This window comes from Arthrobacter sp. ISL-28 (genome assembly GCF_018613875.1).
Taxonomy (GTDB): Bacteria; Actinomycetota; Actinomycetes; order Actinomycetales; family Micrococcaceae; genus Arthrobacter.
Genome location: NZ_JAGGPJ010000002.1, coordinates 142,474 through 157,058, shown reverse-complemented (window position 1 = coordinate 157,058; position 14,585 = coordinate 142,474). Strand labels below are relative to the sequence as shown.

Below are 14,585 nucleotides of genomic sequence, written 5' to 3'. Positions count from 1 at the left end.
GAGCGCTTGGTCGGTCGAGGAGCTAAAACGCTCCGGTAGTTTTCAGAACTGCCTTGAAGGTTTTGAACAAAATCACGATGTCGCCCATGAGTGACCAATTCTCGACGTAGTACAGGTCCAGCCGGATGCTCTCCTCCCAACTGAGCTTCGAGCGACCGCTGACCTGCCACAGCCCACTCATGCCCGGACTCACGTAGAGCCGTCGGTGCGCCGCGTCATCGTACAGGGCCACCTCGCCTTCCCGCTGGGGACGAGGGCCGACCAAGCTCATGCTGCCGCCTATAACGTTGAAGAGTTGCGGCAGCTCGTCCAACGAGTATTTACGGAGTAAACGTCCGATCCGCGTGACCCGAGGGTCATTCACTACCTTGAACAGCGGGGTGTCACTCGACCCCTGTGCTCGAAGCAGTGTAAGGAGCTCGGCGTCGGCGTCCTCCTTCATGGATCGGAACTTAAGCATCTTGAACGTCGTGCCACGTAGGCCAACCCTCTCCTGTCTATAGAAGATCGGGCCGCGGCTACTTGCCTTCACCAACGCCGCCAACACAAGCATCAGTGGCAGGAGACATATGCAGAGAAGGCTCGCAAAAGCGAGGTCGAACGCCCGCTTGGCCACCCTTTTTCCGCCAGTGAGCTTCGGGGTTGACACGTGGATGAGCGGCAGACCGGCAACGGGCTGAGTGTGGATTCTTGGTCCGGCAACATCAGTCAGGGCAGGTGCCAGAATCATGCCTACATCGCGCGCAGCAAGTTCCCATCCAAGCCGCCGTAGATCCTGCGGTGTCATGTGGACCCCAGCGGACACCGCCACCGCATCGACCTTTAAGGAGTCAATGACTTCCAGTATGGAACCTATGTCTGATTGAATGCCAGTGATCGGCACGCCCTTTTCCTCCAGCCGGGCCATGGAGGAACTGGCCCCAGGTAAATGGGCTGCGACCGGCAGGTACCCTGCGGCCGGCACGCTCCGCAGCGACCGAATAAGGTGGTCCGTCGATGGGGGACTTCCTACTATCAGGACGCGTGCGCTGCTGCTGCCCCTTTTCCGCTCGACCGTGAGGTGTTGGCGCACGAGCCATCGGCCGATAAGCAGACCCATGGCACCGGCTGGAAAAGCCAAGCCGACGAAGCCCCTCGCCGTATCGATCCGGAGGGCGTAGGAGAAGATCGCAAGAAATCCGAAGAGCCAGGCGGATGCTGCAAAAACGCGCTTGTATTCCTCTGAACCAGCGCCCAGTATCGTAGCGTCCCGCGCACCCCAGAGACCCATAACGGCCCACCAAACCGCTGCAAGTACGAGGGACAGGGCTACGTATTCGCCTTCTTGCACCTGTCCTTTGGCCAAGTCAGCTAAGCCAAAGCGGACCGCAAAGGCACCGGCAACTGCCCAACTGACAACGCAGGCGTCGACAACCTGAAGCCGCCGTGCGTAACGCCGACGCCATGGGTCCGGCTGCCGGAAAGTCCCCACATCTGTTCCTTGCTGGTCGATCATATACGCCGCTTGATGATGCTATAAGCTTCCCCAGCTTTGGGAGCTCGTTGGGCGGCTGACCTGTTCTGAAAGATGACGTTCACTATGGTCATCATTGAGCCACCGCAGGCAGCATGCATCAGCTGACCTTTCTACACCAAGCAAAGAACCCATCAGAATCGGTGACCGGGTCCTTGCTGTATCCGTTGGTGTCGAATAGGCGGTTGGACGCGTAGTTGTCCGCCCTGACAACGGCTCTTGAAACGAACGGGGCTTTCAGCATCTGGCCCAGAAGAGCTTCGGCCTGGGCCAGCAGCGGGGTGCCCAGCCCCCTCCCACGGTGCGCGGGATTGAGAGCGATTGATATCTCCCAGCTGCTTGGGTCCGCCTTGGACTGGTCATAACGGACAGTGCCAACCAGTTCCGGCCCAATATGACCGACAAATACCTCTCGTTGCGGGTTGTCGAGCGAGGAACGAAGCCACGCTACATGCCCATCCCAACTCACCGTTCCATTGTCTCTGGACACGGCACGGACCTGCTCATCGTTCCGCCAATCGAAGAGAACGCTGGCATCGCTCATGCGTGCTTCGCGTATCGAAATCCGATTCCTGGGACCAGCCTGGGCATTCCATTCGGAGATAATTCTTTGTGACCCCTCTAGGTCGACCATCGCATTGGGTACAGAACTGTCGTGAGGCGACCATCCAGCCCGAAGGCGTTTCATGATCAGTTGGATGTCAGCAGACCTCTCCCGCAGGTCCTCCACATCACCCATTCCCAACATAGCGTTGTGTCCGACCAAGTAGTCGTAGTTGTTCGTCTGATTTGTGGCCTGTGTGACTAAAGCTGTGGGAACCCCGGCGGCTGCCAGCTCCCAAGCGGTGGTTCCGGCAGCAGCGACCGCGGCATCTACTTCGGAGAACAGTGAGACAACGTTTTCCGAAGAAGGGAGCCACTCGATTTGACAGGATCCGGTCTGTTCGATGAATCGCTCCTCCAGGGTAGGAAGGATGGCGTGACAGACCGAATCAGGGACCGCGTGCGCCCATAACTCAGCCATTTTTTGAGTGGAGCCGGTAGCGTCAGTTCCCCCAAGAATCAGCAGAACCCGAAAGGGAGTCCCGATTGGCCGGCTCCTAGAAAAATTAATCGTTCGGGCCTTGGCCGCAGCACATACGCTGGCACGCAGAGGGACGTACTCGTGCCCCCTCAAATGGGTCGCGGAGGCTGCGCTTGATCGGTACAGGCGCTCGGCCCCCGCTGACGGATCCAGGATGAAGTCTGCAGCCCGTGCGCCGAAAGTTCCGTCTTCCATATTGGAAAGAAGTATTCCTCGCGATGAGAGAAAGGCGTGGAGGTCCTCATCCGCGTCGTAATCGTCACAATGGACCAAGTCAGCAGACATTGCGGCGGCCAAGTCTGCGAGAGCCTCCGAACGCCCATTGAATGGTCTCATGTCAAAACCTCGAAGGGCCAGCACTTTCTGTGCGAATTCAGTCTCAAAGCGTCCGCAGAAGACGACTTCATGTCCCGATGTTCGAGCCTGCTCGGCCAAGGCGATCGAACGTATCAAATGACCCGCCCCACCGGCCTTGGTGACATTGCATGTAAAGAGAACCTTCATTGGCTAACCCTCAACTATTTCCTTCTGCCTCACGCTGCCGTTTATCGCGGGGATGCCCGGACGATCACCAAGAATTTGAATGAGTTCGCGCCATGGAACGATCCGATCCCCCGTTTGGTCCGTTATCGCGCGGAGGGCCTCCAGATCCAAAGGAGTATCGACGGTTACCCGATAGTGCGAGCAATCCGGCTGGGTTACCAGGCCGAGACGAGAGAATCTGGACTCCGCAGCGTACAGAAGGCTCGTAACGTGAGTGCGGTGATAGCCGCGGGCTACGGCATCCACGGATCTCAGAGCACCTGCCCTGACACATTCAACGTCCAGGCCACGGGGAAGCGAACGCTGCAAGGTAGTAGATACATAATCCGTGCTCATATTGCGGCGCCAGAGGCCGGCGACGGAGTCGATCAGTGCCGGATCCAGCAAAGGACAATCAGCCGTCAGCCTAACCACAGCATCTGCATTCACCGCATCGGCAGCGAGCAGAAATCGCCCGAGAACATCGTCAAGGGCCCCTCGCACACAGGTGATGCCCCGGCTGGAAGCAAAACGTTCAAGCACATCGTCACTGGCATCCACAGACGTGGCCAAGACAACTTCATCGATTTCCGAGCTGCTCTGTCCAGCACGGAATACCCAGTCCAGGATGGGTCTGCCTGCCAGCGGCATGAGGACCTTGCCAGGCAATCGTGTGGACGTCATTCGGGCCTGGACAATGGCCACTACCCGGCGACTCACAAAGCCCCCAAATTTACCGTCGGTCCGACGCTATGCATATCGGACAGCTTTCCGAACCGCCTCAGTAATCATCTCCAGCTCGCTGTGCTTGAGGTCCGTATGCATCGGCAACGAAATTTCCTCAGTGTAGAACCGCTCTGCTTCGGGGCACAAGCCGCGCTTATAGCCCAAGTCTTCGAAAACAGGGTGCCAATAGACCGGGATGTAGTTTACCTGGACGCCGATTCCCGATGCCCGCAGCCGCTCAAATATCGCGCGACGGCGAGAAGCGGGCACGCGGATGGGATACAGGTGCCACATGGGTTCTGTTCCTGGAATGTGCGATGGCAGTTTGAGTCCATCGATCCCCTGCATCGACTCCGTGTAGAAATCGAAGACCCGCTGCCTTTTAGCCTTGAAGTCCTCGAGCCGCTGAAGTTGGCTGAACCCGAGCGCCGCCAGCACGTCGGGCAATCTGTAATTAAGCCCGAAGTTGTGAACTTCCTGGTGCCAGGGGCCGATGTCATGCTCGCGTAGGCTGTCAAGATCCCGGACGAGTCCGTGATTTTTAAAGCGCCGACAATTTCTGGCCAGGTCGTCGTCGTTGGTAACAACCGCCCCGCCCTCTGCCGTAGTGAGGTTTTTGGTCGGGAAGAATGAAAACGTAGTCAAGTCGGCCTGTGACCCTACAGGTTTGCCGCTATGGAGGGATCCAATGGAATGGGCAGCGTCCTGGATGAGGAGAACGTGCCGATTACGACTCGTGATTGACCTGAAGTCGCTGATCTTGGTTGGAAGTCCAGCGTAATCGACGGCGGTGATGGCACGTGTTCGACTGTTTATCTCGGATTCCGCAGCGGCCGGGTCCAGATTACCGGTATCGGGATCGATGTCAGCAAAACGTACCCTTGCACCTAGGAGTATGGCTGTTGAAGCGGTAGCCACGAAAGTTAAGGGAGACGTGACAATCTCGTCGCCTTGAGCCAGACCGAGCGCGCTGTAGGCAACGTGAAGAGCAGCCGTTCCGGACGTAACCGATACCGAGTATTTGGCTTGCGCCGTTCGCGCTATAGCGACTTCGAAGGCTTCAACGGCCGGTCCGGTTGTCAGCCAGTCGCTTTTGAGGGCTTGGACAACAGCTTCGATATCTTCGTCGCTGATGGATTGCCGCCCGTAGGGAATCAACGGCCGGCCATCTCTTCGTCAGCGATGAGATCCCGCAACTGGTCCACATCAAGCCACTCATCGTTGGTATGCGACTGGAAGCAAAACTCCTCGGGCATCTGAATACCTTCAAGGGGTGGTATGAATCCCCAGCCGCTGACGTGCGGCATGACAACATAGCGTGTGTCGAGGAGGAGCGTGCGCCGGGCATCATCAAGGGCAATCATTTCTTCATGAAGTTTTTCCCCCGGGCGGATGCCGATTTCATGGGTGGCCGATCCGGGAGCGATTGCCTCAGCAAGGTCAGCGACGCGCATGGAGGGGATTTTTGGGACGTAGAGCTCGCCACCATGCATCATGTCGAATGAGTCGAGCACGAAATCCACCGCTTGCGGGAGGGTGATCCAGAAGCGCGTCATGCGGGAATCCGTGATTGGAAGGGAACGGCCTTCGGACGCCAGTTGCTTCCAAATCGGGACAATGCTGCCCCTAGAACCCATGACATTGCCGTAGCGCACCACAGAAAACCGGGTCTCGTAAGAAGCCGCGTAATGGTTGGCTGAAATGAACATCCGATCAGCGCACAACTTGGTTGCGCCGTACAGATTGATGGGGCTGGATGCCTTGTCGGTGGATAGAGCAACGACTTTCTTCACGCCGGCGTCTATCGAGGCATCGATGACGTTTTGCGAACCTCGGACATTGGTTTCCACATATTCGAAAGGGTTGTACTCTGCGGTATCTACCTGCTTCAACGCAGCTGCGTGGATGACGTAGTCGATTCCGTGAAGCGCGCGATCCAAACGTTTACGGTCCCGGATGTCGCCTATAAACCAGCGCAGCCGCGGATCATCGTCGAACATCCTGCGGACCTCTAACTGCTTTAGCTCATCTCTGCTGAAAACCACCAGCCGAGCCACCTGGTCGCTGTCCAGCAGTTCGCGGATGAGGGCCTTCCCCAGCGAGCCGGTGCCTCCGGTGATAAGCACGGAAGCATCTTTAAGCGCGTTCAAGGCATCCCCCTGTTGACTCAGGCAGCGGCATCTATGCAATGTCCTGCGATATATCTGTTTGGCCTGCGGCACATCATGCAGTAACCGGCAGAATTTTAACGGCAAGCCTACATGAGCCGCTATCAGAGATTTGCACGTGTGCTTCACTATCGGACGGAGAAGTCCTTGCCTGCTAACCTTGTTCGATGGCGCGTAGTGGGCGTTAAGCGTGTGGTCTGCATGGGAGGGGTGGGGGATTTCTTGGGTATCGGCAGTATGTGCAGTCGAACGGCATGCCGTTGCCTATATAGCGGGTTTGATTGGCAGTGAATAACCGTTTCCTTGGTCAAGGATTGGTCTACGCGTCGGTTTCGATTGCGCCCATCTTGATGAATTTTGTGGCTACGCCGTTCGTAACCCGCATCTTGGGACCTGAGTCCTACGGCGCCGTCGCTGTCTCCATATCCCTGTTCCAATTCGGGATAGTGATCCTTACTTTAGGATTGGCTGCTTCCATAACACGCCAGGCCATCCTGGAAGAATCTGGCAGCTCCGGTGCAACCGCGACTGTCCTGGCGGGCGCTGGTTGCGCCATTGGATTATTTGGTTTTGCGCTGCTGCTGTTGCCGCTGTGGGGTCCTGCCATCCTGCATGGGGCAAGTCCGGGCGTCCTGATATACCCACTCATATCGTGCCTTGGCTTGGCATTTCTTCAGAATGCTCAGTCCTTTTTCCGCGCTGAGCAGCAAGTGGCCAGTTTTGTGTTGCTGGGGGTGGCAGCTTCGGTGCTGGGGCCATCAGCGGGACTCGTACTGATGCTAAATATCGAGCGGACTGCGCAAACGTACCTAAGCGGCTTATCCGCAATTCACTTCGGCGTGGGGGCCGTCGCGCTCGCACTGTGCTTGGCGCGGCAGCGCCCGCAATTCAACCGGCTGGAGTTTGTAAAGAGCCTCGGTATTGGGTTACCCACAATTCCGCATCAAATGGCCCTAAGCTTTCTGGCCCTACTGCTCGTGGCTGGGACTTCCCGCCTCGCCGGCCTTGAGGCTGCAGGCGGCCTCCAGCTCGGTTTACTCATCGGTTCAGCTCCTATGATGCTGCTGGGTGCGGTCAACAACGCGTGGGCTCCCATGATCTACCGGACGCCAACAGAATCTCGTGGCGATGTGTTGTGGTCGTCATACAGGACCATGATGCTGATGGTGGTGGTTGTAGTATGCGGTTTCGCTGCTCTTGCTCCCGTCGTCGTTCCTTTCGTAGCTGGCCCACTCGCCGTTGGATTCCCAGTCACTCAGGTTGCGCTTATCGTGGCGTTGGGCACCCCGTTCATGACGGCCTACCTTGCCAATATTCACCTTGTTTTCATTTCCGGGAGAACATCTGTCCTCGCCGTAACGACCCCCATTTCCGCAAGCGTCGCATTGTTGCTAGTGATCATTTCAGTACTTGCCGGTTTGCCCCGAGACATCAGGATTCTGGCCCTAGCGGTACCCTTGTTCCACGTCTTCCAACTGTTTATGAGCATATGGATCCGGCGCGGGCGCAGTGAGATCGAGATCCCGGTGCTGAAGCTTCTTCCGGAGTTTGCCGTGGTAGTGACTCTTACCCTGACCGGACTTTTGTTGGCAGACAACGCCGGGCCACTGATGCTCCTGTCCCTGGGGCTCCTCGTTGCACTCACCTGTTTGCGCCGAAGGCAGGTTGCCGGTTATCTCCGGCGGGCGGCGGTGCTTCGTGCAGGATAAGAATGGCGCCATTTGCCTGGCAGTGTACAAACCTGACCTTGCCCTGCTGGAGAAACAAATAGCCTCCATTGCAGGCCAGACCGTTGCGGATTGGACCTGCATCATAGGAATAGACGGCACTGACACTGCCACCGCCGAGCACATTCGAAGGTTGGCCGAGCACGACTCTAGGTTCGTTGTCCACGAATTCGGAAATCGGGTTGGTTTCTATCGGAACTTCGAACGCATACTTTGTCTGGTGCCTCCTGCTGCCCAGTGGGTGGCCCTGTCCGACCAGGATGACTTCTGGTACGAGGAAAAGCTGAATGTCTTGCTTGACCACCTCGACAACGCGTCCCTCGTATCAGGCCAGGCGCGGATCGTGGGTACGCGGTTAGCCGGCGAGGACCAGAAAGTGCTGGGGGAGACCAGTCGCGGCTTTTTCAACGTCGAAGAACTGCTTCTGGATAATGTCATCAGTGGCGCCCTGGCCGTGTTCCGCTCTGATCTTCTCCAAATAGCCCTGCCTTTTCCGGCGGCTACCGATGTGGCGTACCACGATCACTGGCTGGGGCTGTGTGCAGCCCTTGATAAGGGAATCCTGACTGTTCCGGACGTCGTTCAGGATTACCACCAGCATGGAGCGAACGTCATTGGCGAGGAAATGGACCGGAATCCCCTGCTTCGTGCGGTCAAGCTCTGGCGGCGATCCGCTGGGATCACTGCGGCGGCTCATTATGTGGTCAATCACAGGTGGCAGTGGCGGGTGAACATGTGCAGGCTGGCACTGGAACGCCTTGACGCTGTGCCGCCCCGCGAGGGTGAGGTGCTGGAGGCATTCGCGTCCGGCCGTTCTACACCTCGTTTGGCCCTTCTTTGCGCGCGCGCCTTCGTCCGCGGACGTTGTTCACGAATGCGCGTCGCAGCCATCCTTGTCGCCTCTGTCCTGGCCCCTGCCCTAAAGGAGTTCACGGTTGAAGCATGACGCGTCCGCATGGACCTTGATCACCGTCACCTACAACAACCGCGAGGAGCTGCGTACGTGGTGGGAGGGGACAGAAAAGCACGGCGCACAGTGGATCGTCGTCGACAACAACTCCTCCGACGGTGGGCCAGAATTCGCAGAAGGACTGGGTGCCGAAGTTATCCGCCTTGGCCAAAATGTAGGTTTCAGCCGGGCCAACAACATCGGGCTGAAGGCAGCGCGAAGCGCGTACGTTGCTTTCGTCAATCCAGACGTAAAAGTTGATGCCTCGTCGTTCGAGGTTCTGGAACGCATCATCAGTGAGCGTGACGCCATTGTATGTCCCCAACTGAGGAATCCTGACGGGACGATCCAGCCAAACGGACGAGGGTTGCCCTTTTTCGTGGATAAGCTGGCGCATCGCGGCATAACACTGCCTGGCAGTTCAGTGGAGGGCTACCTTCCTGACACTTCACATGGACCTACGTACGTTGCGTGGGCTATGGGCGCCGCCGTGTGCGGTGAAACGGAACGGATCCGAAGCGCCGGCGGATGGGACGAAAGGTATTTCCTTTATTACGAGGATCACGCATTTGGACTGGACGCCTGGACTCGCGGGCAAGAGGTTATCGTGGTCCCCGGCGTTTCATGGGTCCATGCCTGGAAGCGGGAGACCAAAGCGTTTCGAATTCAGCCTTGGATCAGGGAAATAGCCTCGGCGTCCCGCTTCTACTTTCGCTACCCGGAATTGCTGCTGGCGCCCATTCCCACCGTACGTCGCAGATGGCGGGGACAGGCCCATAATTTCGGGACGCCAGTAAAGCAACGTGGTGCCTCGTGAGTTTGCCCTCCGAGTCCCACGGAACGGAAGGCGTCAACCGGACCCTACGGCTTCGCCCTAGGATTTTGCCGCTCGCTGCGACCATCATTGTGGTGGGATGGCTTTCATCATCCGCCACCTATGGTCTCCTGAACGGATTCACATGGCCGCAAGCCGTTATTGCTAAAGCCGTGGCATTGGCTGTTCTTCCTGGCTTGATCTTGGTGTTTTTGGTTGCCAAGAAAACATGGAGTCTTGCATGGGCCATATTCTGGACCTGGACATATATTTTCATGGGCCTGGCTCCGGCATTCCAGCTTGCAAAGGGCACATTTCCTTGGGGCGGACTCTTCGGCGCTGATATCGTTGACTCTGCTCAATGGAGCGTTATTTTCGGATGTGTGGCCGCTTTCGCGGGGTATACGCTACGCCGTAAGAACGATGCATCAACGCCTTGGGCTCTCGACGAGCCAGCTGAGAAAACAAAATCGGTCCTGCTTAGCCGGCTGAAAATCCTAATCCTCGTGCAGTCAGCGGCCACCGTTGTTTTCGTTGCCACAATGGGGACGGCTATGTTCTCAGGCCGTTCGGCTTTTAGTAGCCAACTAATTAACCTTGCAGACATTCCGGCAATAGGCACCTTATATTTCATCTCCACCGCGGGAGCGATATTTGTACCTGCATTTGCGATTTACGCCCGTCGAGTGGGTTACGAAGTTCCTCGCTTACTCATCGCCATAGCCTTTGTAGCCGGGTTCGTGGCCTCCAACCCCCTCATCGGCTCGAGGTTTCTGACCGGCAGCTTTCTCGTTGCAGTCGTCGGTGCCTGGCTGGTCCAGCGTCCATCGACCAGGTGGATTCCGGTAGGTGCAGTGGTGCTGATGGTTACGGTGTTCCCCACGCTTGATTTACTCAGAGGGGACGGAACAGGAGCGGCGGCGATTGAAGCTGGCGCGCCAGAGGCAACGCTTGCCTCGTTCGATTTTGACTCCTTCGAGATGCTTAGCCGTGAGACTTCGCTGTGGGGCGAGATCCCGGATAGCTATCCGACCGCCGCGGAACTAATCGTTGCCCCTTTATTAAGGTGGGTACCGTTCCTCTCGGCACAAGTGACAGGTGACGCCGGGGGGCCGGTAGTAGCCCACATCACGGGAATGAGCTACACCAACGTTTCGATGCCGCTGTGGGGAGAGGCCCATCTGATTGGTTCGTCGCCGGGAGTCGTCGTGGCGTTTTTTGCCTTAGGATACGGACTCCGTGGAGTTGGGAGCCGTATGACGGGACGTACAGGGCATACACCGGGACATCACTACGATATTTCGGGTATTACCGATGCACCAGTCGCGGCCCTCCTTTTCATTGTTTTGAGAGGGTCACTGTATGAAGTGCTCGGTTATCTGCTTCTGGCCATGGTGGCCGGCCACTTCGTGAAAGCCAACACGCTTTCCCGGACCACAATCCGCAAGAGTTATCCACTTACCCCTTCGGAGGTTTAGTTTGCCCAGCCTGTCGCGCATTGCGTCGTCCTTGACCGTCGCTTACTACCTTCCTCAGTTCCATCAAATTCCTGAGAATGACGAATGGTGGGGGGCGGGATTTACGGAATGGACCAATGTCAGGAAAGCAAGGCCTCAGTATGACGGGCATGACCATCCGAGACGCGTCGAAACGCTTGGACAGTACGACCTGCGGAGTGTTGAAGTCATGCACCGGCAGGCGGACCTCGCCAAACGGCACGATGTCGACGCCTTCTGCTTCTACTTTTACTGGTTCGACGGCCATCGCCTCCTAGAGCGGCCGGTCGACAACTATCTCCAAGCCGGACCAAACTTTCCCTTCTGCCTATCTTGGGCCAACGAAAACTGGACGCGGCGCTGGGACGGCAAGGAACATGAGGTCCTGATGGGTCAGAACTACTCTGGCACCACAGCCGAGGAAATCTTTGACGATTTTCTTCCATACTTCAGGGATGAGCGTTACCTGCGCGTCGACGGCGCCTTGGTCCTCGTCATCCATAGGGTCGATCACGTTCCCGACGCTGCCGAGCTGATGTCTAGTTGGCGCCGGTTGGCGAAGGAATATGGACTGGGCGAGCTCCACATCATTGCGGCTGAAACAAAGTTCGGCATAGAACCGACCTGGTATGGCGTCGATGCAATCTCAGAGTTTCCCCCGGTAGGTTCAAACACTTTGGCATCAGCGCAGCTGCTTCCGGTCAAAGGGCTTCGGTCTGATTTCTCAGGCAGGATCATGTCCTACGAACGAATGGCCAAACGATTCATGCGAAGAAGACCTCCCTCATTCACCAGGTACCGCGGCGTTGTCCCCGGGTGGGACAACACGGCACGCAGGGGGAACAGGGCCACAATTTATGTGGGCCACAATCCGCGGAGTTATGGGGAGTGGCTGACCCACGCCCGAAGAGCCGAGGATGACCGCCAGGGGACGGGGCTCGTTTTCATCAACGCATGGAACGAATGGGCCGAGGGAGCATATCTTGAGCCCGACGCTACCTGGGGGACCGCTTTTCTCGAGGCCACACAACGAAACGCGGGTCCTCTCCAGGCTTCCCCGAAACCGAAGCTGGGCGCTCCGTCGCTGGCATGGCTACGGTCAGTCTCGTTTGCCGTCATGGGAAGCGCAGTGTCCCTGGTGCGGAGAGTAAGGCCCTCGAGGCCGTGAGAGTTCGCCACCCTAACCTGAGCAGTCTTGCCGATGAAGTTGCCGACTCATTGAAGCAAGGGGATCACCTGCGCCACAGTCATCAAACCTTAAGGGCCTTTGCAACTGCCGCAATACTGCTGGTTCTGCTGCTCTTTCCCGCCCGGCGCGGTATAGTCCTGGCGCCGGCAAAACTTACGCTGGTCCTTGCGAATCCTGTAGCTCATGGAGCCAGCTTGGGGAGGGCCGTCTTGACGTCTCTTGAGGGGACGGCAACAAACCTCGTCGGGGACCGGAGGCTTGCCGAATGTGACGTTTTGCAGGGGATGCAGCATTTCCCGAGCCTCGCGGTACTGTCATTCCGCGGCAGCACTCATTGGACCAGGGTCGGGCGGGCCCTCAAATTACGCAGGTACACGGTCCTAAAGGGCATAGGTCACCCGCACCTGTCGCGGGTCTACCTTGAGGTCCTGTTTCTTCTGCAGGCCATCCGTTACGACCTTGCGCAGGCGTGGGTGGAAAGCCTGCCGAAAGAGCATGTGTGGCTTTCCGATTTCGACCGGAGCGCATATTGTCGGCCGCTGATTTGGCAGGCAAAAAAGCTTGCACGGACGACCGCCACGATGGTTCACGGCACTCCGAATCAAAACTATCTGCCTCCTGTAGCCGAAAACGTGCTGGTATGGGGTGAAGCTCAACTGCAGTGGTTTCGGGCAGTCAACCAAGATTGCACTCTTCATGTTGTCGGCAGACCTGACATCTGCAAGTTCATCGCCCCAGGACCGCCTAAACGACTAAGGGTTGTGCACTCGATGGAAAGCTTGATGGAAACGGAAAAGGAGGCTCTTGCCCGTCTTTGCTCGATGGCGAGGAGCTGGGGCCTGGATGTTTCTCTGCGGCTGCATCCAAGCGTGACGCGCAGTGACCTCGATGAAAACTGGAAGACAGCGGCTGCGGCGTTAGCATTCGAGAACAAGTCGGAGAATTTTCTTGCGTCACTTGCTCCCGGGGACGTTGTCGTCGGAATCAACTCGACTGCAATCATCGATGCACTGATCATCGGGGTTCCGGCCTGGACGCTGGCAGATGCCATGAGAGAGCTCCCGTGCGATTTGAGTAAGCTCCGGGACGCCTCGGGTCCACTGCTGGTCGTCCTGTCTCAGCCCGAGCAAGGCGCCGCTGTGAGACTTGCCGGACCGGACATGCTTCGGTACTCCCGGTCGCTGGGCTTGGGGCCGGCCTTAGTGGCGGCTACAGGTGCTGAATCTGAAGAGCTCTTACGCCGGGCTGTCGGCAACATGTTGCGCGACTGATCCAGACCCTTAAAACGAAATGGCGGGAACAATGGATGAAAGATTCAAATTGGTGAATAAGATGACGGAAAATTTGTGGCTGCGCGAGGATGTACCGCCGCTGATAGTGGCGGAAATGTCCGGGAACCACAACGGTGACCTGCAACGTGCGCTGGATATTATTGATGCGGTGGCTGACTCAGGGGCAGGGGCCATAAAGTTCCAAACGTATACTGCGGACACGATCACCCTTGATTGTGACCTTCCGCGTTTTAGAATTTCAGCCAGTCATCCACTGTGGGGCGGGAAGAACCTGCATGCCTTATATGAGGAGGCACACACGCCTTGGTCTTGGCATGAACGATTATTTTCCAGGGCGAGGGATCGAGGTCTTATTCCTTTTTCGAGCCCCTTTGACCGCACTGCCGTGGACTTGCTTGAGGGACTCGGCGCTCCGATGTACAAGATTGCGTCATTGGAAATTGGCGACGTGGACCTGTTGCGGAGGGTGGCACAGACGGGAAAGCCCGTTATTCTCTCGAACGGTGCTGCCACCCTTGAAGACTTGGACCTGGCTGTCCGAACGATTAGGGATGAAGGAAACAACGATATCGTCATTCTTTGTTGCACTTCTTCGTACCCCGCAGACCCGAGTGAATCGAATCTGCGAGGACTGCCGGTGTTGGCTGACTTGTTTGGTGTTCGCGCTGGACTTTCCGACCACACGCAGGGAATCGGTGCGGCTATCGCGGCATCGGCCCTGGGTGCCCGCCTTATCGAAAAGCATGTGACGCTCAGTCGGGCAGACGGAGGTGTAGACGCCGAGTTCTCACTTGAGCCCCATGAGCTCCGGCAGCTAGTGCTTGAGACCCAGCGGGCTTGGACCTCACTGGGCAGTCCGACATTCACGCCGACTGCCAGTGAAGCTGAAAGCCTAAGGCTCAGGCGATCACTGTGCATCGTGAAGGATGTGAGGGAAGGCGAAGAACTGACGCGGCAGAACGTTCGCAGTATCCGTCCTGCCGGGGGCCTGGAACCCAAGCTTCTTGACGTCGTCATCGGCAGGAAGTTTCGGACTGACGTAAGCCGTGGGACGGCACTTACTTGGGACCTTATCTAACAGCGGAGGGCCCTAGGGGCGCTAATC

12 protein-coding genes are annotated in these 14,585 nt (G+C 57.4%); 7 read left to right on the top strand and 5 right to left on the bottom strand.

All coding sequences use genetic code 11. From position 1 onward, the window contains the following. Positions 1 to 22: 22 nt before the first annotated feature. The 5 genes from J7E80_RS01490 to pseB all read right to left on the bottom strand — a co-directional run bounded on the left by J7E80_RS01490 (position 23) and on the right by pseB (position 5,995). Positions 23 to 1,495, bottom strand: coding sequence for a sugar transferase (locus tag J7E80_RS01490; protein WP_215049706.1), 1,473 nt, complete (start codon positions 1,493 to 1,495; stop codon positions 23 to 25). 118 nt (positions 1,496 to 1,613) lie between these two features. Continuing rightward, a complete protein-coding gene (locus J7E80_RS01485) occupies positions 1,614 to 3,101 on the bottom strand; it encodes a bifunctional UDP-2,4-diacetamido-2,4,6-trideoxy-beta-L-altropyranose hydrolase/GNAT family N-acetyltransferase (protein ID WP_215049705.1) in 1,488 nt (495 codons plus the stop codon). A gap of 3 nt (positions 3,102 to 3,104) precedes the next feature. After that, positions 3,105 to 3,824, bottom strand: a complete 720-nt coding sequence (locus J7E80_RS01480) for a cytidylyltransferase domain-containing protein (protein WP_311380737.1) — start codon at positions 3,822 to 3,824, stop codon at positions 3,105 to 3,107. Positions 3,825 to 3,869: 45 nt separating this feature from the next. Continuing rightward, the gene (locus J7E80_RS01475; protein ID WP_215049703.1) at positions 3,870 to 5,003 is read right to left on the bottom strand and encodes a DegT/DnrJ/EryC1/StrS aminotransferase family protein; all 1,134 of its coding nucleotides are present in this window, start codon (positions 5,001 to 5,003) and stop codon (positions 3,870 to 3,872) included. Next, the gene (gene pseB / locus J7E80_RS01470; RefSeq protein ID WP_215049702.1) at positions 5,000 to 5,995 is read right to left on the bottom strand and encodes a UDP-N-acetylglucosamine 4,6-dehydratase (inverting); all 996 of its coding nucleotides are present in this window, start codon (positions 5,993 to 5,995) and stop codon (positions 5,000 to 5,002) included. Before pseB ends, J7E80_RS01475 begins: the two co-directional genes overlap by 4 nt. A gap of 305 nt (positions 5,996 to 6,300) precedes the next feature. Here pseB and J7E80_RS01465 point away from each other — a divergent pair, with 305 nt between their 5' ends. From J7E80_RS01465 to pseI, 7 genes are all read left to right on the top strand, one after another. After that, positions 6,301 to 7,722 carry an oligosaccharide flippase family protein gene (locus J7E80_RS01465; protein WP_311380743.1) on the top strand — a complete coding sequence of 474 codons (1,422 nt, stop codon included), beginning with the start codon at positions 6,301 to 6,303 and terminating at the stop codon, positions 7,720 to 7,722. After that, entirely contained in the window at positions 7,712 to 8,686 is a 975-nt protein-coding gene (locus tag J7E80_RS01460; protein WP_215049700.1) for a glycosyltransferase, read from the top strand. Before J7E80_RS01465 ends, J7E80_RS01460 begins: the two co-directional genes overlap by 11 nt. Beyond that, a complete protein-coding gene (locus tag J7E80_RS01455; RefSeq protein ID WP_215049699.1) occupies positions 8,676 to 9,506 on the top strand; it encodes a glycosyltransferase in 831 nt (276 codons plus the stop codon). The genes J7E80_RS01460 and J7E80_RS01455 overlap by 11 nt, the downstream gene beginning before the upstream one ends. Positions 9,507 to 9,571: 65 nt before the next feature. Continuing rightward, on the top strand, positions 9,572 to 10,981 hold the full coding sequence (locus J7E80_RS01450) for a hypothetical protein (RefSeq protein WP_215049698.1): 1,410 nt from the start codon (positions 9,572 to 9,574) through the stop codon (positions 10,979 to 10,981). A gap of 1 nt (position 10,982) precedes the next feature. Continuing rightward, positions 10,983 to 12,167: a glycoside hydrolase family 99-like domain-containing protein gene (locus J7E80_RS01445; RefSeq protein ID WP_215049697.1), complete on the top strand. Its 1,185-nt coding sequence runs from the start codon at positions 10,983 to 10,985 to the stop codon at positions 12,165 to 12,167. 230 nt (positions 12,168 to 12,397) lie between these two features. Continuing rightward, the gene (locus tag J7E80_RS01440; RefSeq protein ID WP_215049696.1) at positions 12,398 to 13,459 is read left to right on the top strand and encodes a hypothetical protein; all 1,062 of its coding nucleotides are present in this window, start codon (positions 12,398 to 12,400) and stop codon (positions 13,457 to 13,459) included. A gap of 31 nt (positions 13,460 to 13,490) precedes the next feature. Then, positions 13,491 to 14,558 (top strand): pseudaminic acid synthase, encoded by a 1,068-nt coding sequence (pseI, locus tag J7E80_RS01435; protein ID WP_215049695.1) that lies wholly within the window; start codon positions 13,491 to 13,493, stop codon positions 14,556 to 14,558. The last annotated feature ends 27 nt before the right edge of the window (positions 14,559 to 14,585 follow it).